The organism is Peribacillus sp. NPDC096379 (assembly GCF_044762875.1).
Lineage (GTDB): Bacteria > Bacillota > Bacilli > Bacillales > DSM-1321 > Peribacillus.
Genome location: NZ_JBIWFD010000004.1, coordinates 174,741 through 198,695, shown reverse-complemented (window position 1 = coordinate 198,695; position 23,955 = coordinate 174,741). Strand labels below are relative to the sequence as shown.

General features: G+C 40.5%; 24 protein-coding genes and 1 tRNA gene. 23 read left to right on the top strand and 2 right to left on the bottom strand.

The window, feature by feature from the left end:
* The first annotated feature begins 5 nt into the window (after window positions 1-5).
* The 14 genes from hisD to ACIQZI_RS18115 all read left to right on the top strand — a co-directional run bounded on the left by hisD (window position 6) and on the right by ACIQZI_RS18115 (window position 12,032).
* Window positions 6-1,271 (top strand): histidinol dehydrogenase, encoded by a 1,266-nt coding sequence (gene hisD / locus ACIQZI_RS18180; protein ID WP_403075662.1) that lies wholly within the window; start codon window positions 6-8, stop codon window positions 1,269-1,271.
* 103 nt (window positions 1,272-1,374) lie between these two features.
* A complete protein-coding gene (hisB, locus tag ACIQZI_RS18175; protein ID WP_403075659.1) occupies window positions 1,375-1,962 on the top strand; it encodes an imidazoleglycerol-phosphate dehydratase HisB in 588 nt (195 codons plus the stop codon).
* Window positions 1,963-2,592 (top strand): imidazole glycerol phosphate synthase subunit HisH, encoded by a 630-nt coding sequence (gene hisH / locus ACIQZI_RS18170; protein WP_403075657.1) that lies wholly within the window; start codon window positions 1,963-1,965, stop codon window positions 2,590-2,592.
* A 1-nt stretch (window position 2,593) separates the two neighbouring features.
* Window positions 2,594-3,328, top strand: coding sequence for a 1-(5-phosphoribosyl)-5-[(5-phosphoribosylamino)methylideneamino]imidazole-4-carboxamide isomerase (hisA, locus tag ACIQZI_RS18165; RefSeq protein WP_403075654.1), 735 nt, complete (start codon window positions 2,594-2,596; stop codon window positions 3,326-3,328).
* Complete coding sequence (gene hisF / locus ACIQZI_RS18160) at window positions 3,329-4,087, top strand: imidazole glycerol phosphate synthase subunit HisF (RefSeq protein WP_403075652.1); 759 nt, start codon at window positions 3,329-3,331, stop codon at window positions 4,085-4,087.
* Window positions 4,084-4,719, top strand: a complete 636-nt coding sequence (gene hisIE, locus ACIQZI_RS18155) for a bifunctional phosphoribosyl-AMP cyclohydrolase/phosphoribosyl-ATP diphosphatase HisIE (RefSeq protein ID WP_403075650.1) — start codon at window positions 4,084-4,086, stop codon at window positions 4,717-4,719. Before hisF ends, hisIE begins: the two co-directional genes overlap by 4 nt.
* A 214-nt stretch (window positions 4,720-4,933) precedes the next feature.
* Window positions 4,934-6,436 carry a tetratricopeptide repeat protein gene (locus tag ACIQZI_RS18150; RefSeq protein ID WP_403075647.1) on the top strand — a complete coding sequence of 501 codons (1,503 nt, stop codon included), beginning with the start codon at window positions 4,934-4,936 and terminating at the stop codon, window positions 6,434-6,436.
* An 87-nt stretch (window positions 6,437-6,523) separates the two neighbouring features.
* Window positions 6,524-7,474: a thioredoxin-disulfide reductase gene (gene trxB, locus ACIQZI_RS18145; RefSeq protein WP_062185720.1), complete on the top strand. Its 951-nt coding sequence runs from the start codon at window positions 6,524-6,526 to the stop codon at window positions 7,472-7,474.
* Window positions 7,475-8,169: 695 nt separating this feature from the next.
* Entirely contained in the window at window positions 8,170-8,628 is a 459-nt protein-coding gene (locus ACIQZI_RS18140) for an NUDIX hydrolase (RefSeq protein WP_062185721.1), read from the top strand.
* 28 nt (window positions 8,629-8,656) lie between these two features.
* On the top strand, window positions 8,657-9,559 hold the full coding sequence (gene rapZ, locus ACIQZI_RS18135; protein WP_157279649.1) for an RNase adapter RapZ: 903 nt from the start codon (window positions 8,657-8,659) through the stop codon (window positions 9,557-9,559).
* Complete coding sequence (locus ACIQZI_RS18130) at window positions 9,549-10,532, top strand: gluconeogenesis factor YvcK family protein (protein ID WP_403075642.1); 984 nt, start codon at window positions 9,549-9,551, stop codon at window positions 10,530-10,532. The genes rapZ and ACIQZI_RS18130 overlap by 11 nt, the downstream gene beginning before the upstream one ends.
* Before the next feature lie 128 nt (window positions 10,533-10,660).
* Window positions 10,661-11,617, top strand: a complete 957-nt coding sequence (gene whiA, locus ACIQZI_RS18125; RefSeq protein ID WP_062185725.1) for a DNA-binding protein WhiA — start codon at window positions 10,661-10,663, stop codon at window positions 11,615-11,617.
* A gap of 16 nt (window positions 11,618-11,633) precedes the next feature.
* Window positions 11,634-11,891: an HPr family phosphocarrier protein gene (locus ACIQZI_RS18120; protein ID WP_049683129.1), complete on the top strand. Its 258-nt coding sequence runs from the start codon at window positions 11,634-11,636 to the stop codon at window positions 11,889-11,891.
* 3 nt (window positions 11,892-11,894) lie between these two features.
* On the top strand, window positions 11,895-12,032 hold the full coding sequence (locus ACIQZI_RS18115) for a hypothetical protein (RefSeq protein ID WP_403075634.1): 138 nt from the start codon (window positions 11,895-11,897) through the stop codon (window positions 12,030-12,032).
* 221 nt (window positions 12,033-12,253) lie between these two features.
* Here the strand turns inward: ACIQZI_RS18115 and clpP are convergent, their stop codons facing one another.
* Window positions 12,254-12,862 (bottom strand): ATP-dependent Clp endopeptidase proteolytic subunit ClpP, encoded by a 609-nt coding sequence (gene clpP / locus ACIQZI_RS18110; RefSeq protein ID WP_062185727.1) that lies wholly within the window; start codon window positions 12,860-12,862, stop codon window positions 12,254-12,256.
* Between the two features lie 292 nt (window positions 12,863-13,154).
* On the opposite strand from clpP, the gene ACIQZI_RS18105 reads away from it, so the two are divergent.
* From ACIQZI_RS18105 to eno, 9 genes are all read left to right on the top strand, one after another.
* Window positions 13,155-13,226: transfer RNA gene (locus tag ACIQZI_RS18105), tRNA-Arg, on the top strand.
* Between the two features lie 285 nt (window positions 13,227-13,511).
* Window positions 13,512-14,837 (top strand): RNA polymerase factor sigma-54, encoded by a 1,326-nt coding sequence (gene rpoN / locus ACIQZI_RS18100; RefSeq protein WP_403075631.1) that lies wholly within the window; start codon window positions 13,512-13,514, stop codon window positions 14,835-14,837.
* 16 nt (window positions 14,838-14,853) lie between these two features.
* Entirely contained in the window at window positions 14,854-15,114 is a 261-nt protein-coding gene (locus ACIQZI_RS18095; RefSeq protein WP_062185731.1) for a glutaredoxin family protein, read from the top strand.
* A 286-nt stretch (window positions 15,115-15,400) separates the two neighbouring features.
* Window positions 15,401-16,423 (top strand): sugar-binding transcriptional regulator, encoded by a 1,023-nt coding sequence (locus ACIQZI_RS18090; RefSeq protein ID WP_403075628.1) that lies wholly within the window; start codon window positions 15,401-15,403, stop codon window positions 16,421-16,423.
* Between the two features lie 60 nt (window positions 16,424-16,483).
* A complete protein-coding gene (gene gap, locus ACIQZI_RS18085; RefSeq protein ID WP_062185735.1) occupies window positions 16,484-17,491 on the top strand; it encodes a type I glyceraldehyde-3-phosphate dehydrogenase in 1,008 nt (335 codons plus the stop codon).
* A 277-nt stretch (window positions 17,492-17,768) separates the two neighbouring features.
* A complete protein-coding gene (locus ACIQZI_RS18080) occupies window positions 17,769-18,950 on the top strand; it encodes a phosphoglycerate kinase (RefSeq protein WP_403075623.1) in 1,182 nt (393 codons plus the stop codon).
* Window positions 18,951-18,976: 26 nt separating this feature from the next.
* Window positions 18,977-19,738 (top strand): triose-phosphate isomerase, encoded by a 762-nt coding sequence (gene tpiA, locus ACIQZI_RS18075; protein WP_403075620.1) that lies wholly within the window; start codon window positions 18,977-18,979, stop codon window positions 19,736-19,738.
* Window positions 19,731-21,266, top strand: coding sequence for a 2,3-bisphosphoglycerate-independent phosphoglycerate mutase (gene gpmI / locus ACIQZI_RS18070; protein WP_403075617.1), 1,536 nt, complete (start codon window positions 19,731-19,733; stop codon window positions 21,264-21,266). Before tpiA ends, gpmI begins: the two co-directional genes overlap by 8 nt.
* A gap of 30 nt (window positions 21,267-21,296) precedes the next feature.
* On the top strand, window positions 21,297-22,592 hold the full coding sequence (gene eno / locus ACIQZI_RS18065; RefSeq protein WP_062185742.1) for a phosphopyruvate hydratase: 1,296 nt from the start codon (window positions 21,297-21,299) through the stop codon (window positions 22,590-22,592).
* A 502-nt stretch (window positions 22,593-23,094) separates the two neighbouring features.
* Here the strand turns inward: eno and ACIQZI_RS18060 are convergent.
* On the bottom strand, window positions 23,095-23,877 hold the full coding sequence (locus ACIQZI_RS18060; RefSeq protein ID WP_403075614.1) for a M15 family metallopeptidase: 783 nt from the start codon (window positions 23,875-23,877) through the stop codon (window positions 23,095-23,097).
* Window positions 23,878-23,955: the final 78 nt, after the last annotated feature.

The following is a 23,955-nucleotide window of genomic DNA, read 5'->3' as shown; positions in this document are numbered from 1 at the left end:
GAGTGATGAAGATAGAACGATTTACAGAAGGCGCTTCATTAAAGCGTTCGGTAGATTCAGGGACAGCTGAACAGCGCAAGACCGTACAGGATATCATCGATGAAGTTAGAAAGTCTGGCGATGAAGCGATTGCTCGTTACACAGAGAAATTCGATGGTGTAAAGCTTGAACAATTTACTGTTTCGATAGAGGAAATTGATGAAGCGGCAGATGGACTAAGTGAGTATGAGCGATCTATCATCGAAGAAGCGGCAGCAAATATCCGCTCTTTTCATGAAAAGCAGCTAAAGAATTCGTGGATTTCGACAGATGAAACAGGAACAATGCTCGGACAAAAACTAACTGCACTTGATGCGGTTGGTGTGTATGTACCGGGGGGGACGGCTGCGTACCCATCATCAGTATTAATGAATGTGATCCCTGCGAAAGTAGCAGGCGTGGAACGAATCGTAATGGTTTCCCCTCCAGGGAATGATGGGAAGCTATCTAAGTCGGTTATGGCAGCAGCGAAAATCGCAGGTGTTACGGAAATTTATACAATTGGTGGTGCACAAGCGGTTGCGGCACTTGCATATGGAACAGAAACAATTGAAAAAGTCGATAAAATTGTTGGACCTGGAAATATTTATGTAGCGTTAGCGAAAAGAGAAGTGTTCGGAGACGTAGCAATCGATATGATTGCAGGGCCGAGTGAGATTGCGGTCCTTGCTGATGAAACAGCCATTGCCAAAGAAGTAGCAGCAGATTTACTGTCGCAAGCAGAGCATGATGCCAGAGCGTGTAGCGTGCTGATCACCACAGAAGCAAGCCTAGCTGATGAGGTGGCAAAAGAGGTGGAAAAACAGTTGGCCTTGTTACCGAGACGAGAGATTGCGGAAGCATCTATTCGGGATTACGGGAAGATTATCGTGTGCGAGGATATGAATCAGGCGATTCAGGCCGTTAATACACTTGCGCCAGAGCATCTTGAAATTATCACGAAAGATCCACTGGAAGTGATGACTCAAGTACGCCATGCTGGTGCCATTTTCTTAGGGAGATACAGTACGGAGCCAGTTGGTGACTACTTCGCCGGACCAAACCACGTACTCCCGACAAATGGTACAGCCCGTTTTTCAAGCCCACTAAATGTGGACGACTTTCAGAAAAAATCAAGCATCATCATGTACAGTCAAACAGCCTTTAGAAAAAACGCAGAAAAAATTGCAACCTTTGCCCGGCTCGAAGGCCTCGAAGCACATGCCAGAGCTGTAGAATCACGTGGGAAATAGGGTCTGACCCCTAAACGGGTCACTTCAAGGCGTTGATAAACTTAAGGTTGCGTAAGGAAAATAGATTTGGGAAATGGGGTCTGACCCCTAGGAGGAGGTTCGTATGGAACGTGTTGGTAGTGTTGTGAGGAAGACTGGTGAGACAGATGTGAAGCTTGCGTTTACCGTAGATGGTGAAGGTGTATCTCGAATTGAGACGGGTGTGCCATTTATGACACATATGTTGGATTTATTTACGAAGCATGGTCATTTTGATCTGACGGTTGATGCTCAAGGTGATATTGAAGTGGATGCTCATCATACAACAGAGGATATTGGGATTTGTCTTGGGCAGGCATTAATCGAAGCCCTCGGTGATAAGCGTGGAATTAAACGCTACGGAAATGCATTTGTGCCTATGGATGAGGCGTTAGCACAGGTTGTCGTTGATCTTAGCAACCGTCCGCACCTAGAATTTCGAGCAGAGTTTCCCGCGCAGAAGGTTGGGACATTTGATACCGAGCTTGTTCATGAGTTTCTCTGGAAATTAGCGCTTGAAGCCCGGATGAATCTACATGTAATTGTTCATTATGGCCAAAATACGCACCATATCATTGAGGCAATTTTTAAAGCTCTTGGAAGAGCCCTTGATGAAGCGACAACGATCGATCCACGTGTAAAAGGAATTCCTTCTACGAAAGGATTGTTATAAATGATTGGCATTGTCGATTACGGCATGGGCAATTTGTTCAGTGTTAGTAAAGCACTCGAACGTTTAGACGCAGAGTTTTTTATTTCAGATGATCCTGCCGAACTGGCAAAAGCAGATGGAATCATTTTACCAGGTGTTGGTTCGTTTAGAGATGCCATGATTTTACTTGAGCATAAGGAATTAGATGTTTTTCTGAAGAAACACGTAGACAACGGTGGATATCTATTAGGAATTTGTCTAGGTATGCAGCTATTATTCGAGGAAAGTGAAGAAAATGGACCTGCGAAAGGTCTGTCACTAATTCCAGGGAAAATTACGCGGCTTTCTGGGATAGATTCCAAAAACAATGCCTATAAAGTTCCACATATGGGCTGGAACAAACTAACTTTCAACAATCAATCTCCTCTTTTAAAAGGACTTGAAGAGGATTATGTATATTTCGTTCATTCATACTTTGTAGTGACAAATGAAACGGAGGTTGTAGCTGCATCTGCAAAATACGATGTGGACGTGCCGGCGATTGTCACAAAAGGAAATGTATTCGGTATGCAGTTTCACCCGGAAAAAAGCAGTTCAATGGGCATATCCTTATTAAAAAATTACTTGTCACTAGTGAAAGGGAGGCAATAAGATGTCTAATTTCACAATTTACCCTGCCATTGATATGCGCGGTGGGAAATGTGTTCGTTTAATTCAAGGCGATTACAATCAAGAAACCGTTTATGGTGATTCACCGTTTGACATGGCAAAAAGTTTCGCCAGTCAAGGGGCAGAGTGGATACATATGGTCGATCTCGACGGAGCAAAAGCAGGGAGCAGAATCAATGATTCGTATGTGATTCAAGCAGCGAAAGAGCTGGGTGCTAAAATACAAATTGGTGGTGGAATCAGGACAGAAACAGACGTTGTCCACTATCTTGAACGCGGCGTCCAACGTGTCATCCTTGGTAGTGCAGCCGTTTCAGACCCGGAATTCACCAAAGCAATGCTTAGTAAATACGGCAAGCAGATTGCAATCGGCATCGATGCAAAAGACGGTAAAGTCGCAACACACGGTTGGCTCCAAACATCAGAAACGACAGCAATTGAACTTGGCAAGGCATTAGCTGATTGCGGAGCAGAAGTGTTTATTGTAACGGATATTGCAACAGATGGCATGCTTTCTGGACCGAATGTGGAAGGAATTGTTGCGATGGCAGAAGCGACTGGAAAAGGCGTTATTGCCTCAGGTGGAATAAGCAGCCTACAAGACCTTATTACGTTAAAGGAATATCAAAATCATGGGGTTATTGGAGCCATTGTCGGCAAAGCGCTCTATACGAATCGGTTTACAGTCAAGGAAGCATTAGAAAAGGTGCGTGATTAAATGCTGACTAAACGAATTATTCCATGCTTGGACGTGAAAGAGGGCAGAGTGGTTAAAGGCGTTCAATTTGTATCTTTACGAGATGCAGGCGATCCCGTCGAACTTGCTGCATTTTATGATCAAGAAGGGGCTGACGAACTAGTATTTCTTGATATTTCCGCTTCGCATGAAGGGCGGGAAACGATGGTTGATGTCGTAAAGGCTGTTGCTGGAAGTCTTGCTATCCCATTTACTGTTGGCGGCGGCATTAATTCCCTAGAAGATATGAAACAAATTCTCAGAGCGGGTGCTGATAAGGTGTCATTAAACACATCTGCCGTCCTACGTCCAGAATTAATTACAGAAGGTGCAAATTACTTCGGTTCACAGTGCATCGTAGTGGCTGTTGACGCACGATGGGATGAGTCGCTCGGTTCATGGCGTGTCTATACGCATGGAGGCAGACGAGCAACGGATTGGGAAGTCATTGCTTGGGTAAAAGAAGCGGTAAACCGTGGCGCTGGGGAAATTCTTCTTACTAGTATGGATAATGATGGTGAAAAACAAGGCTTTAATCTTGCCTTGACAAGGGCAGTGAGCGAATCGGTATCGGTCCCGGTTATTGCCTCTGGAGGAGCAGGAAGTGCCGCTCATTTTGAAGAAGCTTTTACAACAGGCAAAGCAGATGCGGCGCTTGCTGCTTCGATTTTTCACTATAAAGAAACGTCCGTTAAAGAAGTGAAAAGCTTTTTAAAACAGAAGGGTGTTGTTGTAAGATGAATCAGCGAATAAAATTTGATGAAAAAGGCTTGATTCCCGCTATCGTTCAGGATGCCATAACAGGAGAAGTGTTAACACTAGCGTATATGAACGAAGAGTCTTTGCTACTTTCTATGGAAAAAGGTGAAACCTGGTTTTTCAGCCGCTCACGTAATGAGCTTTGGCATAAAGGAGAAACGAGTGGAAATACACAAACTATTACTGAAATAAAGTATGATTGTGATCAAGACGCACTAATCGTCAAGGTGAATCCATCGGGTCCAGCCTGTCACACCGGTACGAGCAGTTGCTTTACGGAAACGTTATTTGAGAACGGAAACATAGCTGCTCAAGTAAAACCTGATGCAAGCTTCTTATTAGAATTAGAAAACCTGATTGGAACGAGAAAAGAAACAATGCCTGAAGGTTCCTATACAACTTATTTATTCGAAAAAGGCGTCGATAAAATTTTGAAAAAAGTTGGGGAAGAAGCAGCTGAAGTTATCATTGCAGCAAAAAATCGAGATCATGATGAACTTTCGCTTGAATCCGCAGATCTTTTGTATCACTTGTTTGTTTTATTACAAGAACAAGAACTGCCATTTGCAGATGTGTTAACCGTTTTACAACAAAGACATGCAAAAAAAGAATAAATGCAAAATGGGAAAGGTATCATGTATACCTTTCTCATTTTCATGTCTAAAAAAATACAGTGAACGACTTCGTGTTAATTTTGGCCAAACGCTCGGGGATTTCTTTGAAATTCTCCCCTTTTTGGGTATTCTTATTTACAATCGCAACGAGATGCCAAGATTCTTCCAGTATGTTATAATATGAAGGTTAAACAACTATTAGATGGAGGATTCCATGGGCAAAGATTCTAAAATGAATAAACAAGCTAAAGTTTTCTCCTTTCATCCGACAGGAGAATATTATTTTACTAAAGGTTTAAAAGCTTATCACAGACGTGATTTATATAATGCTAAAAAGTTTCTCATGCGTGCATTTGAATTGGAACCTACAGAACCGATGATTGCATGTCAGCTTGCGGTTACATGTACAGAAATCGGCGAATATAGTTATTCAAATACTCTACTTGAAAACATTCTTGGGGACATGGACCCTTTTATGACGGAATGCCATTATTTTTTGGCAAATAACTATGCGCATCTTGGCATGTTTCAGGAAGCGTATCGCCATGCGAGTGCTTATCTGGATAAAGAGGAAGATGGAGAGTTCAGCGAAGACGCGGAAGATCTTTTGGATTTAATTACATTCGAATCAGGTGAAACCGAGGAAAGTTTGATTCATCAAGACGGCTTGATTTACCAACAGGAAAAAGCTCGTGAATGTCTAGAAGCAGGTAACTTTGAAGAAGCCGTTGAAGTGCTGAAAGAAACCATTAAAGAATACGCGGAATATTGGTCAGCATATAATAATTTGGCGCTTGCTTATTTTTATCTTGGAGAAATAGATAGAGCCTTTGAAACGTTAGAGGAAGTGTTGGAAAAAAGCCCTGGAAATTTACATGCACTATGTAATCTATTGGTTTTCCATCATTATCAGCAAAGTGAAGATAAGATAGATGCACTGGTTATGGCTTTGGAAAAGGTCCGACCGATTTTAACGGAGCACCGCATCAAACTTGGTTCTACATTTGCTCTAATCGGGCGATATAACCTCGCATATAAATGGTTGAAGCAACTTCAAAGGCAAGGACATGATGGTGATGATACCTTTTATTATTGGTTAGCTGTATCTGCCTATCAAATAGGTCATGAGCACACCGCCAAAAAGGCCTGGAAAAAGGTATTAGAATTAAATCCTGACAAGGAAGGGTTTGAACCGTGGGGAGATATGAATGCTTCTCTTAATGGATTTGAGGATCATTTGCCTTCAATCTTGAAACGCTTCGAAAGTGATTATCTAGAGGAACGGATATTTGCTCTTTTTTTAACAAAGCACTCGGTTAAAAAGGACCATATTCTAAAGCATCCAGTTCTTTGTAATAATCCACTTCTTACGGATGTTGAAAAAGAATATATGGAATATGTGGAACGGCAGAAATCAAATCAAGAGAACTCGGCCGTTGAATTTGCCGATCAAACAGCGGAAATTTTGTATGCACACTTCCATCCAATCCAGATCATGGAGGCAGGCCTTTATTTAACCTGGTTTTCGGTGTTTGTAGAAGCGATGAAAAGTGAAATTAAACTTGTGAATCCAACAGGTTGGGCTGCGGCAGTTGAGTATTCTTGGTATAGGTTACGTAATGAAAAGAAAAGTCAGCAGGAAATTGCCGCTAAGCACTTGATCTCAGTTTCTACTCTTGGAAAATATGTTAAATTGGTGAATAGCTTACTTCAGTGAGCATAAATTTGGACGTATTTTTATTTGTTATATAGGATGTAAGTATATCGGAAATACTATATGTAATGATTATCGGGAGTGGATACTATGACTGAAGAAAAAATATACGATGTGATTATTATCGGTGCTGGGCCTGCTGGTATGACTGCAGCTGTTTATACTTCTCGTGCGAATCTCCAAACATTAATGATTGAACGTGGGATTCCAGGTGGCCAAATGGCCAATACAGAAGAAGTGGAAAACTATCCAGGGTTCGAGACGATCTTAGGTCCAGAACTTTCTACAAAAATGTTTGATCATGCTAAGAAATTTGGCGCCGAATATGCCTACGGTGATGTGAAGGAAATTGTTGATGGCGAAGAATACAAAATCGTCCGTGCTGGTTCAAAAGAATATAAAGCAAAAGCGATCATTCTATCATCTGGTGCAGAATATAAGAAAATTGGCGTGCCAGGTGAGAAAGAATTAGGTGGACGTGGTGTTTCTTATTGTGCGGTCTGTGATGGTGCATTCTTTAAGCAAAAAGAATTGTTCGTTATCGGTGGAGGAGACTCTGCGGTCGAGGAAGGCGTATATTTAACTCGCTTTGCTTCGAAAGTTACAATCGTACACCGTCGAGAAGAGCTTCGTGCTCAGAAAATCCTTCAAGAGCGTGCGTTTGCTAATGAAAAGGTTGATTTTATTTGGAATCATACCCTGAAAGAGATTCATGAAAAAGACGGGAAAGTGGGCAGTGTGACACTTGTTTCGACTGCAAATGGAGAAGAACAGGAATTAAATGCGGATGGCGTGTTTGTTTATATCGGTATGAACCCTCTTTCTAAACCTTTCGAAAACCTAGGTATTACAAATGCTGGTGGGTATATTTTGACTGATGAAACGATGGAAACGAAAATACCTGGCATCTTTGCAGCCGGTGATATTCGTGAAAAAACACTCCGTCAAATTGTTACGGCTACAGGTGACGGCAGCATTGCTGCACAAAGCGCCCAACATTATGTGGAAATGCTGAATGAAAAGCTGAAAGTAAAGTCTTGAATTTTTTACAATTCGTAATTCCGTCTTAATCATGCTGTAACATAGATGCAATATCTTTTGGTTATAGTTAGGGTAGTAATTGACCCCCTTTTATAAATATAAACTTGTGGATGGCACAGATGTTAACGTCTGTGCCTTTTTTTTGTCGAAGAACATGGGGACGGGTCTTCGCGACTTACTCATATAGTCAATCTACTTTACAGATATACTTACTTTGTTAAGAAAGTACTTCAAATTCCGGCTCCGCGCCGCCGCCATTGTGATTAGGCGAGTATAGCGTGCTACAGGATGGGTCCTTCACAGTAAATTGTGACGTTTTAACGGTATAGGAATTTTGTATGTAACAAGTATGGAAAATAATTTCCTGATTCTTGTTCATTGTAGCTCGTATCTAAAAATAGTATAATAGAAGTTAAACAAATGTATCGAAGAGCTGTCTAATTCATTACTTCTGCTATGTGTAGTTATACATAGCATGGAAGTTTCACTTTATCCCGCATTAACGGGCAGTAATATCCCCACCTCAAGGTTTAGAGGAATCGAAGAAGCAAAGGTGGTGGATAACTGCCCGTAAAAGCCCGATTGGTTCAACTAACAATCAGTGGGGTTGAAGAAAATCCCCACTGCTTGAAGTTTCACTTTATAAATTTTTGTACAAGACAAATACTGGATTAGAGTCGATTGAGGTGAAGAACGTGCAACGTGTCACAAATTGTGTGTTAGTCAGGGACAATAAAACACTTCTTTTAAAAAAACCGAGAAGAGGCTGGTGGGTTGCTCCAGGAGGCAAAATGGAGGCTGGTGAATCTGTTCGTGATGCCTGTATTCGGGAATATCGTGAAGAAACAGGCGTATATTTAAAAAACCCAGCAATTAAAGGAATTTTTACGTTTATCATCAAAGAGGGCGATAAAGTTTTAGAAGAGTGGATGATGTTCACCTTTTTCGCTACCGAATCAGACGGAATTAATGTGGATTCGTGTGAAGAGGGAGAACTAAGCTGGATTGCTATTGATGAAATGAAGAATCTTCCAATGGCCGAGGGTGACTACCATATATTGGAATATATGATTCGTGGAAGCGGAATCATCTATGCCACTTTTACGTATACACCTGAATTCAAGCTGCTTTCATATCGGCTTGATCCGGGTTGAATAAATAGAAAACTTTGGGGGGATTACATTGGGAATAGGACAAATTAGCGAAACGCAATTAGTCATAATTACAGGCATGTCTGGAGCTGGAAAAACGGTTGCTGTTCAAAGTTTTGAAGATTTAGGCTTCTTTTGTGTTGATAACTTACCACCCACGTTATTACCCAAGTTTCTTGAACTGATGAAAGAATCTGGAAATAAAATGAATAAAGTTGTGTTGGTTATGGATTTACGCGGCAGAGAATTCTTCGATCATTTATTCAAAGCATTAGATGACTTAGCTGAAACATCTTGGGTAACTCCGAAGATCCTTTTCCTTGATGCAGATGATGAAGTGCTTGTACGACGCTACAAAGAAACGAGGCGTACGCACCCACTATCGCCATTGGGTCTTCCGCTAGAAGGAATTCAAATTGAACGTGGTTTGTTAGAAGTGTTAAAGGGACGGGCGCAGATCGTTTATCAAACATCTTCGCTGAAGCCACGAGAATTAAGGGAAAAAATCTTAACAGAGTTCTCAGTTAACAAGAAAGTGATTTTTACTGTCAATGTGGTGTCTTTCGGATTTAAACACGGTATCCCGATTGATGCGGATCTTGTTTTCGATGTCCGCTTTCTGCCTAATCCATTTTATATCGAACATATGCGACCAAAGACTGGTTTGGAAGAAGAAGTGTCAAGTTATGTGCTGAAATGGGGAGAAACACAGAGGTTTTTAGAAAAATTGATAGATTTACTTGCGTTTATGCTTCCTCAATATAAGCGGGAAGGGAAATCTCAGCTTATCATTGCAATTGGATGTACGGGTGGTCAGCACCGTTCCGTTGCGCTTGCTGAGTATCTGGCTAGCACATTCCAGAAAGATTATGTCACTCATGTAACGCATCGTGACATCAAGAAGATTATTAAGGAGAAAAGTAATGCCAAATGAAATTGAGCAGCCAAGAGTAGTCGTCATTGGGGGCGGTACAGGTCTTCCTGTGTTACTTCGCGGACTGAAGAACTACCCAATTGATATCACGGCGATTGTTACGGTTGCGGATGATGGTGGTAGTTCTGGCAGGATTCGCGATGAAATGGATATTCCGGCCCCAGGAGATATTCGAAATGTTCTTGCTGCGTTATCAGATGTGGAGCCTCTTGTTGAACAAATGTTCCAGCATCGTTTTGCAAGTAAGAATGAACTAGCGGGGCATTCACTGGGGAACTTATTGTTAGCCGCCATGACCTCGATTACTGGGGACTTTGTCCATGCAGTTCAAGAAATGAGCAAAGTACTGAATGTAAGAGGGAAGGTGTTACCATCCGCTAACCAAAGTGTAGTTCTTCACGCGGAGATGGTCGATGGAATGGTTGTAAGCGGTGAATCAAAGATCCCGTTCTCTGGGAAGAAAATCAAACGCGTGTTCCTTAGTCCTAACAAAATTAAACCGCTCCGAGAAACCATACAGGCAATTAAGCAGGCTGATTTAATTGTCATAGGACCTGGGAGTTTATATACAAGCATTTTACCAAACTTACTTGTACCAGGAATTGGTGAGGCGGTTTGTAAATCAAAAGCGAAGAAGGTCTATATCTGTAACCTTATGACTCAAGCAGGAGAAACGCAGGATTATACAGCTAGTGACCATATACAAGCTATTTACTCTCATATGAATTGCTCATTTATCGATTGTATTCTTGTAAATAATCAAGAAATTCCACAAAATGTTCAAGATCGCTATAAAGAGGAATTTGCAAAGCCGGTTGTTTTTGATGTTGAAAGTCTAGAAAGACTTGGAGTTAAGATTGTTCAAGGGCAGATTTTTAATTTTGAAGGAAACTCCATTCGGCACGATACAAAAAAAGTAGCGCGTATGCTTTATCAAATGTTATTAAACGAAATTAAAGAAAGCAAACCTTAAAAAAGGATTGTCTTGACTGCTTACCTTATGCCTGTCTTGTTTCTTCATGGCTAATAAGAGTCTGTTCAAATAACTAGATTTTGTAGCCAAGGACCGGTGACAGTTTTTCTGATTGGAGGTGAGAATCTGTGTCTTTTGCTTCGGAAACTAAAAAAGAATTAACAACACTAGAAGAAAAGGATTGTTGCGGAAAAGCTGAATTATGCGCTTTAATTAGAATGAATGGATCGCTTTCGTTTTCGAATAAAAAACTTGTTGTAGATATTCAAACCGAAAATGCAGCGATTGCCAGAAGAATCTATACGCTTCTAAAGAAAAATTATAATGTGCAGATGGAATTGCTTGTTCGAAAGAAAATGAAGCTGAAGAAAAACAATGTCTACATTGTTCGTTTATCTTCTGGAGGGCAGGAAATACTGTCTAACTTAAAAATCGTTGGAAAAGGATTTGAATTTTATCATAGTATTGCACCAGAACTTATTGCCAAGAAGTGCTGTAAACGTGCTTACTTAAGAGGTGCTTTTCTAGCGGGTGGTTCTGTCAACAATCCGGAAACATCATCGTATCATTTAGAGGTTTACTCCATTTATAAAGAGCATAATGATGCACTTTGTGAGTTGATGAATGTATTTGGTCTCAAGGCGAAGACCCTTGAACGAAAAAAAGGGTATATCACCTATTTAAAAGAAGCTGAGAAAATAGCAGAGTTCCTGAATATTATTGGTGCTCACTCAGCGTTATTGCGGTTTGAAGATGTCCGGATTGTTCGCGATATGCGTAATTCCGTGAATCGGCTTGTGAACTGTGAAACGGCGAACTTAAATAAGACAATTGGTGCCTCCTTAAGGCAGGTAGAAAACATACGGTATATTAACGAAACGGTTGGTCTGGGTATTTTACCGGACAAACTCCGTGAAATTGCGGAACTTAGGGTGGCTTATCAAGATGTTACGTTAAAAGAGCTTGGGGAAATGGTTTCAGGTGGGAATATTAGCAAATCGGGAATTAATCACCGCTTACGAAAAATTGATGAAATCGCTGATAAAATGAGAGGCGGAGCAGGTCTCGTAGCCCAGAAGTTATAAAGAAGGAGGAAAATATATGGTTGAGAAGCAAGTGGAGGTCCGCCTGAAGACAGGTCTTCAAGCAAGGCCAGCTGCCTTATTTGTACAAGAAGCAAACCGTTTTAAATCAGACGTATTCCTTGAAAAGGATGGAAGAAAAGTGAATGCGAAAAGTATTATGGGGTTAATGAGTCTTGCGATTGGGTCTGGAACGATCATTCAACTAATTGTGGATGGTAGAGATGAAGAAGAAGCCATTTGTGCCCTTCAACAATTTGTTGAACAAGAAGCGTAAAGAATGATTAATCAAACAACGGAAATTACTGAAGTTGTTATGATGAAGGTGCTTAGAAACATGTCCGATTTACAGGTAAAGAGGAGAATATCCTTTCATGCTGCAAATTCACATGTGCTAGGCATCTTTTTGTATATGTAATCAAACGTACTGGCATCTGTATTCTTGAAAATGGTGATATATATTTAAGTTAAAGGGTCAGACCCCGCAACAACTAAAACCAGTATAAGATACGTGTATGAAACACTACATACTGGTTTAGAGTGTGAGGTCAGATCCTTATGATGGGGTTTAGAAAATTCAATTTAAAGGTAGCTTCTAAAAAACGCCGAGCTAAATGCTTCGGCGTTTTTTTAGTACAATTATTTATCTAGAGTTTTCTTAACGTCATCTATACGAGTGATGACTTTGTCGATTAATCCGTATTCTAATGCTCGTTCAGCTGTCATGAAGTTATCGCGATCCGTATCTTTTTGAACAACCTCTATTGGTTGGCCTGTACGTTCGGAAAGAATTTCGTTCAATTTGTCTTTTAAGAACAAAATGCGTCTTGCGGCAATTTCAATTTCAGTTGCCTGACCTTGTGCTCCACCTAATGGTTGGTGAATCATCACTTCACTGTTTGGAAGAGAGAATCGTTTGCCTTTTTCACCAGCTGCTAGTAAGAAAGCGCCCATAGAAGCGGCCATTCCGATACAAACTGTTGAAACTTGAGGTTTGATATATTGCATGGTGTCATAGATGGCCATTCCAGAGGTAATGCTTCCTCCTGGGCTGTTAATGTACAATGTAATATCTTTATCAGGGTTTTCTGCCTCTAAGAACAATAATTGAGCTACAATTGAATTTGATACATTATCGTCAATTGCACTACCAAGCATGATGATTCTGTCTTTTAATAGACGGGAATAAATATCGTATGCACGTTCCCCGCGACTTGTTTGTTCAATAACTGTAGGAATTAAATTCATGCTAATTTCCTCCTCTAAGTAAAAGTTATTTCTCATAGGTAAATCCTTAATATATGTATGATACACTTTATGGTCAATTAAGGTCAAACAAAACAAATCGAAAGGAAGATGTTTCGTTCGACAAAAACCAAAAAGCTGTTTCTATAGCTCAAATTATGATATCTAGAGCTCGGATGTTAGGTTCCATTTCCACGTTATCCATACTACCCAAATTTCTGTACTTTAAACCGCATTACCACTTGCAAACAATGTGAAACTGACATATAATAAAATTTGTTGAAAAATTATTACTGCCCTCGTGGTGCAACGGATAGCACGTAAGATTCCGGTTCTTGAGATGTGGGTTCGATTCCTGCCGAGGGCGTCATTAGTAAAAGACTGTCTCATAAGGGTCTGACTTTATATTCTACACACAGTATATCGTATTATACTGTATTTTGTAGGTATGCGGTCTGACCTTTTCTTTTTTTGAATAGATATAGAATGAGTAGATTTTAAGTAAATTATAGGGTTTAGCCGCAAGTTACTTCCTCGCTCTAAAGTCGAGATGGTCTTGGGTTATTACGATTTTTGTTTCGTAAGCGTTTTCATTTCATTTCACTATTCACTTGTATATTTATGGTGTAAAATGGTAAAGGGAGAGGGAGATATGGATATGAAGCCGGGACTCTATCAACAACAGGTTATGAAATTGACAATGACGCAAGAGTTAAGCCAGGCAATTGCATTACTTCAGTTTTCTACGCAAGAATTGTTAGTCTATTTAGAGACAAAGTGGCTGGAAAATCCTTTATTAACGATTGAATCATCAGCAGGTTCCCACGAGTTACCAAGAGATCAATTTAAGGGAAATCGGGTAAAGAATACAGGGAAATCTTCTAATTGGATTGAACAGATTGGTGATGAAGCTCCTTCTCTTGAAAAATATTTGCTTGCCCAAATCGGTGTGGATGTGTTAAATAAAATGGAATTGAAAGCGCTTATCCATCTTATTCGTAACATTGATGAAAATGGGTACTTGAGGATAAGTTTGGAAAATGAAGCTGTTTCGGTTGGTCTATCTGCAAGCGCTGTATTTAAAGCCTTGGATATTCTGCTACAACTCGAACCACACGGGATTGGTGCCAGAAATCTTCAAGAATGCCTGCTGATTCAAGTCCGTCAAGCTTGCGAAAGACCATTAGCGGAAAAGCTGCTTCGTACATACTTTTTGCCGTTTGTTGATAAAAAGTGGAAAGAGCTTACGAAAGAACTTGGAGTTTCTTTAAAAGAGATTCAAGATGAATTTGATTATATACAAACGCTAAACCCACGTCCTGGAGCCATATTCACTTCTGAGAAGCCAAGCTATATTGTACCTGATGTTGTCGTTGAATATAAAGATGGCAAGTTTTGTGTTGGTCAGTATGAAGGAAATACGCTGCAACTTCGTGTGAATGAATCTTATTTGCAAAAAATGCAGAACCATCATGATCCGAATGTAAATCGCTTTTTACAAGAAAAATGGCAAGAGTATCAATGGCTGTCTAAAGGAATTCTTCAGCGGAAGGAAACTATATTACAAGTCATGAAAAAGATCGTGGAGAAGCAGCCTGAGTATTTTTTTCGTGGTTTAGGCTTTCTTAAGCCGATGACAATGAAGGAAATTGCCGATGACCTTGAAATCCACGAGTCGACAGTTAGTCGTGTGGTACGTGGCAAGTATGTCCAAACTTCATTTGGAACGGTGGAGATGCGGTCTTTCTTTAGCTCAGCTCTGCAATCAACGGAACAAGAAGATGTATCAGGTACAAAGGTGAGAAATGCATTACAGTCAATTATAGAACTCGAAAATAAACAAAAACCACATTCTGATCAAGAGCTGGCAAAAATTCTTCGGGATGAGCATGGATTCGTTCTTTCACGTAGGACTGTAGCGAAATACCGTGAACAACTGGGGATCCCATCTTCCGTAAAACGGAAAAGATATGAATGAAAAGGATGTATAGTACATGATACAAAATGAATGGATCTTATACACAAGAAATAATTGCCCATTATGTGATAAGGCAAAGATGATTCTAGAGCGAATAAAACAAGATACTAACTTCAAGTATAGGGAAATCGATATCTATACGGATGATGTGCTAACTGAACGGTATGGACTAATGATTCCAGTTATTGAATGGCAAGGAGAGATTGTACAGTATGGCCAAGTTGACGAAAGGAAATTACGTCAGTTTTGTAAAGTGGAAAAGAAACTTAAGCAGTAATTTCAAGTCAACTGAAAGGTAAATTAGACTTTATTCCGTATACGGAGCAGTAAGACCCTTATTTTGAGGTTCCACTTTATATAATAAAATAAACTGGATTCATTTTGCCGTTTTAATGGCCTGTTATTGCTGGAAAAATAAAAATTAGCATATAAGTTGAAGAACGTTTTTTTTCCTGCTAGAATAAGCATATAGCAGGAAAGATTTTTTTTGGACCGAGTGGGACGTAAAACGTCTAACCGGGACGAAAATAGTCCACAACTTATTCTCAAGGGGTTTTCGAACGATGAATCCATTGCTCGACATACAAAAGAAAGTATTGCCCGATTTGTTAGCGGTTATGCAGAAACGATATGATATCCTGCGTTATATCAAGTTCATGCAGCCTGTAGGGCGCCGTAGCTTAGCGAACAGTCTGGATTTGACAGAAAGAACGCTTCGCAGTGAAGTAGATTTCTTGAAAAATCAAAACCTAATTGAGGTTTTCAGCTCTGGAATGACGCTTTCTGCTGAAGGTGTAGAGATTCTCGAGCAATTAGAAGGTGTCATGCGGGAAATATCGGGTATAGACAAAATGGAGCAAAAACTTAAGCGAATATTAAATGTTAATGAAGTCATCATCGTCGCTGGAAGCAGCGATCAATCATCATGGGTCAAAAGTGAACTTGGTAAAGCGGGAGCTGCCCGTATGAAAAAGGAATGGAAGGCTAAAAATATCATTGCAGTGACTGGCGGCTCGACAATGGCTGAAGTGGCTAAGATGTTAACCCCAGATTCAAACGGGAAAGATATTCTGTTTGTTCCGGCACGAGGAGGCCTTGGCGAAGAAATTCAAAACCAGGCTAATGTGATCGTTGCGAAAATGGCAGAAAAAACAAATGCTGCCTATAAAGTGCTCTATCTCCTCGATCAGGTCAGTGATGAAGCTTATCAATCATTTATGAAGGAACCGATGATAAAAGATGTTATTTCATTAATCAAATCAGCTACTATCGTTCTACATGGAATTGGCGACGCAACGGCGATGGCGGAGAGACGGAAGTCCCCGGCTGAGATTATTAAGTCCCTAAAACAACGGGACGCAGTAGGTGAAGCCTTTGGATATTACTTTAACGAAAATGGAGAAGTAGTACACAAAGTACAAACGATTGGTATTCAGCTAGAGGATCTTGACCAAGCTAAACGGGTAATTGCCGTGGCGGGTGGGGAATCTAAAGTGAAAGCAATCCGAGCCTATATGAAAAGAGCCCCGCAGACGACGGTATTAATTACGGATGAAGCAGCGGCACAACAGTTAATAAAGGGATAATTTCCCTTTACTATATAATTTTAATAAATTCTTTTCAACTATAAAGGAGGAAATTTTATTATGGCAGTAAAAGTTGGTATTAACGGATTTGGTCGTATTGGACGTAACGTACTTCGTGCAGCATTAAAAAACTCGGATGTGGAAATCGTGGCAATCAACGATTTAACAGATGCAAACATGCTTGCACACCTTCTTCAATATGATACAGTGCACGGAACACTTGCAGAAACTGTATCAGTTGACGGAGACTACCTAGTAGTTGATGGACATAAAATCAAAGTTTTAGCAGAACGTGACCCTGCACAATTAGGATGGGGAGAACTAGGTGTTGAAGTAGTTGTTGAATCAACTGGACGTTTCACTGCGCGCAATGATGCAGCAAAACACCTTGAAGCTGGTGCGAAAAAAGTAATCATTTCTGCTCCTGCATCTGATGAAGACATCACAATCGTTATGGGTGTTAACGAAGATAAATATGATGCTGCTAACCACCACGTTCTTTCAAATGCATCATGTACAACAAACTGCTTAGCTCCATTTGCTAAAGTATTAAACGATAAATTCGGAATCAAACGTGGAATGATGACAACAATTCACTCATACACAAATGATCAACAAATTCTTGATCTTCCACACAAAGACTACCGTCGTGCACGTGCAGCAGCTGAGAACATGATTCCTACATCTACAGGTGCAGCGAAAGCAGTAGCTCTTGTATTACCAGAACTTAAAGGAAAACTTAACGGTATGGCTATGCGTGTTCCTACACCAAACGTATCAATTGTTGACCTTGTTGCTGAGCTTGATCAAGACGTTACAGCTGAAGATGTGAACAATGCATTGAAAACAGCTGCTGAAGGCGAATTAAAAGGCATTCTTGCTTACAATGATCTTCCATTAGTATCTACTGACTACAATGGTGTTCCAGTTTCTTCTACAATCGACGGATTGTCTACAATGGTTATGGAAGGTAACATGGTTAAAGTACTTTCTTGGTACGATAACGAAACTGGTTACTCAAACCGTGTAGTTGACCTAATCGATTACATCGCTAAAAAAGGTCTTTAATCTTTACAAAAATTAAACATTATTAATCCTGTGAATATTTGGCTAAAATAGCGAAAAACATCTATAATAACAGTGAAAAGGGGAGACGGGATTATGCCCTCTCCCTTTTTGACTGATAAAAGCAAGTGAAATTGTCTAGCTCCACCGCCTAGCATCCTGTGAAAAAGACGATTGCCTAAAAGAAGGCAAAGAACGCCTTCATGGTTTTAGTCCCTATTTTTCCGGAAGCTGATTAAGGCGTTTGTGCTTTTCAAAAATTAAAGGAGGTTATTTGGTCATGAATAAGAAATCCATTAAGGATATTAACGTAGCAGGTAAACGAGTTTTTTGCCGAGTTGATTTCAACGTACCGATGCAGGATGGTCAAATTACTGATGATACAAGAATTCGTGCGGCATTACCAACAATCCAGCACCTAATTGATGCAGGAGCGAAAGTAATTCTAGCTAGTCACCTTGGACGTCCAAAAGGTCAAGTAGTAGAAGAATTACGTTTAACTCCTGTTGCTAAGAGATTAAGCGAATTATTAGGTAAAGACGTCCGTAAAACAGACGAAGCATATGGTGCGGCTGTTTCTGCGGAGATCTCAAAAATGGAAGACGGAGACGTTCTACTTTTAGAAAATGTCCGTTTCTATCCTGGTGAAGAGAAGAATGAGGAAGAATTGGCTAAATCCTTCGCTGAGCTTGCAGACGTATACGTAAATGATGCATTCGGTGCTGCTCACCGTGCCCATGCTTCAACAGAAGGCATTGCAAACTATATACCTGCTGTTGCTGGCTTGCTAATGGAAAAAGAATTAGAAGTACTTAGTAAAGCTCTTTCTAATCCTGAACGTCCGTTTACAGCAATCATTGGTGGTGCGAAAGTTAAAGATAAAATCGGTGTGATTGAAAATCTGCTAGAAAAAGTAGACAACTTAATTATCGGTGGCGGTCTTGCTTACACATTCGTTAAGTCTGAAGGTCATGAAATCGGCAAATCTCTACTTGAAGCAGATAAAATTGAGCTTGCTCAATCTTTCATCCAAAAAGCAAAAGAAAAAGGCGTTAATTTATATATGCCTGTCGATGTAATTGTAGCAGACGACTTCGGTCCGGATGTAAACAATAAAGTAGTTGCGATTGACTCAATTCCAGCTGATTGGGAAGCACTTGATATCGGACCAAAAACACGCGAAATCTACGCTGATGTAATTAACAACTCTAAACTTGTTATTTGGAATGGACCGATGGGTGTATTTGAACTTGACATCTTTGCAAATGGAACAAAACAAGTTGCACAAGCTCTTGCAGATTCATCTGCTTACAGCATCATTGGTGGTGGCGACTCTGCTGCTGCAGCTGAAAAATTCAAGCTTGCTGATAAAATGTCACATATCTCAACGGGTGGCGGTGCTTCCCTAGAGTTTATGGAAGGTAAAGAACTACCAGGAGTTGTAGCATTAAACGATAAATAAGATTCGTAAGAAAGGACGGGACTACTATGCGTAAACCAATTATTGCAGGAAACTGGAAAATGAATAAAACACTATCTGAAGCGAAAAGCTTTATAGAGGAAGTAAAAACCCTTGTACCTTCTTCTGATAAAGTGGATTCCGTAGTATGTGCTCCAGCGCTTTTCCTTGATCAATTAGTAACAGCAGCAAAAGGAACAGAAGTGAAAATCGGAGCTCAAAACATGCACTTTGAAGAGAATGGTGCTTTTACAGGTGAGATCAGTCCTGTAGCACTTAACGATATCGGTGTGAATTATGTCGTGATCGGTCACTCAGAGCGTCGTGAAATGTTCAATGAAACAGACGAATCAGTGAATAAAAAAGCATTAGCAGCTTTCAAACATAATCTTGTTCCAATCGTTTGCTGTGGTGAAACATTAGAAGAGCGTGAAAGCGGTAAGACAAACGATTTAGTAGGCGATCAAATTGCAAAAGCACTTGAAGGTATGACAGAAGAACAAGTGCAAAACACGGTCATTGCTTACGAACCAATTTGGGCAATCGGTACAGGGAAATCTTCAACGGCTCAAGATGCTAATGAAGTATGTGCGCATATCCGTTCAGTTGTAGCAAGTCAATTTTCGAAAAATACAGCTGATGCAGTTCGTATTCAATACGGTGGCAGTGTAAAGCCTGAGAATATTAAAGAATATATGGCTCAATCTGATATCGATGGTGCGTTAGTCGGCGGTGCAAGTCTTGAACCGAATTCGTTCTTGCAATTATTAGAAGGTGGAAAAAATGAGTAAATCTCCTGTTGCGATTATCATCTTAGATGGTTTCGGGTGCCGCACAGAAACAGTCGGAAACGCTGTGTCTGCTGCTAATAAACCCAATTTTGACCGTTATTGGAATCAATACCCGCATGCCCATTTAACGGCTAGTGGGGAAGAAGTAGGGTTACCTAAAGGCCAAATGGGGAATTCTGAAGTAGGTCATCTAAATATTGGTGCAGGTCGAATTGTTTATCAAAGCTTAACTCGCGTTAACGTGGCGATCCGTAGCGGAGAATTTGAGAAAAACGAAACATTCCTTGCTGCGATTAACGATGCGAAAACGAAGAATAAAAGCCTACACCTATTCGGTTTGCTTTCTGACGGCGGGGTACATAGCCATATTGAACATTTATTTGCTCTTCTTAAACTTGCTGCAGATGAAGGATTGACGAAAGTCTATGTTCATGCATTTTTAGACGGCCGCGATGTAGCGCCACAATCTGCATTAGGCTACATTGAAGCCGCAGAAGCAAAAATGAAAGAGCTTGGTGTTGGTCAATTTGCAACGATTTCCGGTCGTTATTACAGTATGGATCGTGATAAACGCTGGGAACGTGTCGAGAAAACATACCGATCCATGGTGTACGGAGAAGGACCTAGCTACCGTTCTGCTAAGGAATGTGTAGAGGATTCTTATAATAATGGAATTTTTGATGAATTCGTTCTTCCTTCCGTTATTATCGGTGATGATGAAAAGCCGGTTGCGACGATCCAAGATGAAGATTCTGTGATCTTCTACAATTTCCGTCCAGACCGTGCGATCCAAACGTCAAATACGTTTACGAATAAAGATTTCCGCTCATTTGACCGTGGACCAGGACATCCGAAGAATCTTCATTTCGTTTGCTTAACTCTATTTTCTGAATCAGTAGACGGCTTTGTAGCGTTCAAACCGATGAATCTTGATAACACGTTAGGTGAAGTGCTTTCACAAAATAATCTGACCCAGCTGCGCATCGCAGAAACGGAAAAATATCCTCACGTTACATTCTTTATGAGTGGTGGACGTGAAGCGGAGTTCCCAGGGGAAGAGCGGATTTTAATCAACTCACCTAAAGTTGCTACGTATGATTTGCAGCCTGAAATGAGCGCATATGAAGTAACGGATGCATTACTTGGCGAAATTGCCGCAGATAAGTTTGACGCAATCTTACTTAACTTTGCAAACCCTGATATGGTTGGCCATTCAGGTATGCTAGAGCCAACTGTTAAAGCGATTGAAGCGGTTGATGAGTGTCTTGGAAAGGTTGTTGATGCCATCCTTGCAAAAGGCGGTACGGCAATCATTACAGCGGACCATGGTAACGCTGATGAAGTGGTAACACTGGAAGGAAATCCAATGACCGCACATACAACAAACCCTGTTCCTGTCATTGTTACGAAAAATGATGTAACATTAAGAACGGACGGTATTTTGGGAGATCTAGCACCAACCATGCTTGATTTACTTAACGTTGAAAAACCTGTTGAAATGACAGGAACATCTATCATTTCAAAATAAAACGATTGTAAAAAAAAGGAGCGAATTATTATGCCATTCATTCAACACGTATACGGACGCGAAGTACTTGACTCACGCGGTAACCCAACAGTAGAAGTAGAAATCATGACAGAATCTGGATTTTTCGGACGAGCTATTGTTCCATCTGGAGCATCAACTGGTGAGCACGAAGCTGTAGAACTTCGTGACGGAGACAAATCTCGTTACCTTGGAAAAGGTGTTCAAAACGCAGTAGATAACGTAAACAACATTATCGCTGAAGCAATTATCGGTTTTGACGTAACAGACCAAGCTGGAATTGACCGTGCAATGATCGAATTAGACGGAACAGAAAACAAAGGAAAACTAGGTGCGAATGCAATTCTTGGTGTTTCTATGGCAGCGGCTCATGCAGCAGCAGAATCTGTTGGTCTTTCTTTATACCGTTACCTTGGTGGTTTCAATGCGAAACAATTACCAACTCCAATGATGAACATCATTAACGGTGGTTCTCATGCAGATAACAACGTAGACTTCCAAGAATTCATGATTCTTCCTGTTGGAGCACCAACATTCAAAGAAGCAATCCGTATGGGTGCAGAAGTATTCCATGCATTGAAATCAGTTCTTTCTGCTAAAGGCTTAAATACAGCAGTTGGTGATGAAGGTGGATTTGCTCCAAACCTTGGTTCAAACCGTGAAGCACTTGAAGTGATTATTGAAGCAATCGAAAAAGCAGGCTATAAAGCTGGTGATGATATTTACCTTGGTATGGACGTTGCTTCTTCTGAATTCTATAACAAAGAAACAGGCAAATACGATCTTGTTGGCGAAGGCCGTACTGGCTTAACTTCTGAAGAAATGGTTAATTTCTACGAAGAGCTAGTTAACGAATTCCCAATTCTTTCAATCGAAGACGGCTTAGATGAAAACGACTGGGAAGGTCACAAACTATTGACTGACCGCATTGGCGGAAAAGTTCAATTAGTTGGGGATGACTTGTTCGTTACAAACACGAAGAAGCTTGCTGAAGGAATTGAAAAAGGAATCTCTAACTCAATCCTAATCAAAGTTAACCAAATCGGTACATTAACTGAAACATTTGATGCAATCGAAATGGCAAAACGCGCAGGCTACACAGCTGTTGTTTCTCACCGTTCTGGTGAAACAGAAGATGCAACAATCGCTGACATCGCTGTTGCAACAAACGCTGGCCAAATCAAAACTGGTTCTATGTCACGTACAGACCGTATCGCTAAATACAACCAACTTCTTCGCATCGAAGACGAGCTTGGCGAATTAGCTGTATACGCTGGGATTAAATCTTTCTATAACTTGAAAAAATAATAGTTGTAATTGAAAAAAGCCTGCTTCTGACGAGAAGCAGGCTTTTTATCATATTTACTGCAAAAGCTCCCATCAAATGCAGTACCGGCGCGCAAATTGGAATTCTCGCTCGAATAGGAGTAAACCTGGCGCGATTGCCCCTCATTTTGGCTCGAATAGAGGTAAAACTAGCATGTAAATTTGAAATCTGGCACACAAATTTCAAATCTAGCTCGAAAAGTGTTCGATCTGGTACTTCGTCAAGATAACGGACCTATTAAATTAGATTTCTGTGGAGCATAAATCACGATTCGTAACGAAAAGAGCTCATTCTCGCTTATAATCTCAATTTCAGATCGAAGTCTTACTATACGGTGTACAGAAAGCTTCTACTTTTCGTTTAGTGTTCAAGAATTCAAAAACCCGCTTGCACATCAGTAACAATGCGTAAGCGGGTTTGAATTGAGATTAAATATTTGTGTCTCGAGCAAGTAGCTTAACTTCTTGTGTAGCGGTTTCCTTATTATTTAGCAGCCAAACTAGATTGATAATATTCTTCTAACGCAATGTCTCGATCGGCTAATTCTTGAGCCAATTCTTTGCCAACATAACGAAGATGCCATGGCTCATGCTTGTAGCCTGTGATGGATTCTTTGCCTTCATCATAGCGGATGATAAATCCATAGGTCGCTGCATTGTCAATCAGCCACTGTGCTTGGTCTGTTTCTCCAAAGCAATCTTCTGCTGCACAAGATCCATCTGAGGATGTGACATCAATGGCTAATCCTGTTTGATGCTCACTCGTTCCAGGGGTAGCACTATAAAGTAAAGCGGCTTCTAGTCCATCTTTCTCAACATAATGATTGAATAGGCTTGTCTGTGTTTTTAGAGAACGATACGCAGATACACCCGCAAGTGGTACTCCTTGTTCGTCGGCAGCTTGGAATAGTAACTCAAGCGCATCAGCCGCTTCTTTTCGCATCATTCGCTTCTCAATTTTTTCGGTAAAAGTGAATCGAACATCTGGGTAAACTAAGTCTGACGGCTTATAGTCATCCGGAAGTATATTCTCTTTATTCACTAGAACAGGAATTGCATCAGGGTCCATAACAGTAACAGGTACGGCTGGATTCTGTTCGGCACTGGCCGTGCCTTTGGTCGAAGAAGTATCAGATTTTTCTGCTTGAACTGGCTTATCCTTTTCTGTTGTAGGTTCTTTAACCATAGAATTTTTATCATGTGAACAACCACTAGTTACGAGTAAAAACGCTGATAAAAGCATGGTGGTCATGCTGATTTTTGACATATTTAAAGCCTCCAATTTAACTGGTCATTATACTTATATAACATAAAATTAATTGAAATGAAACAATAAGTACGTGTT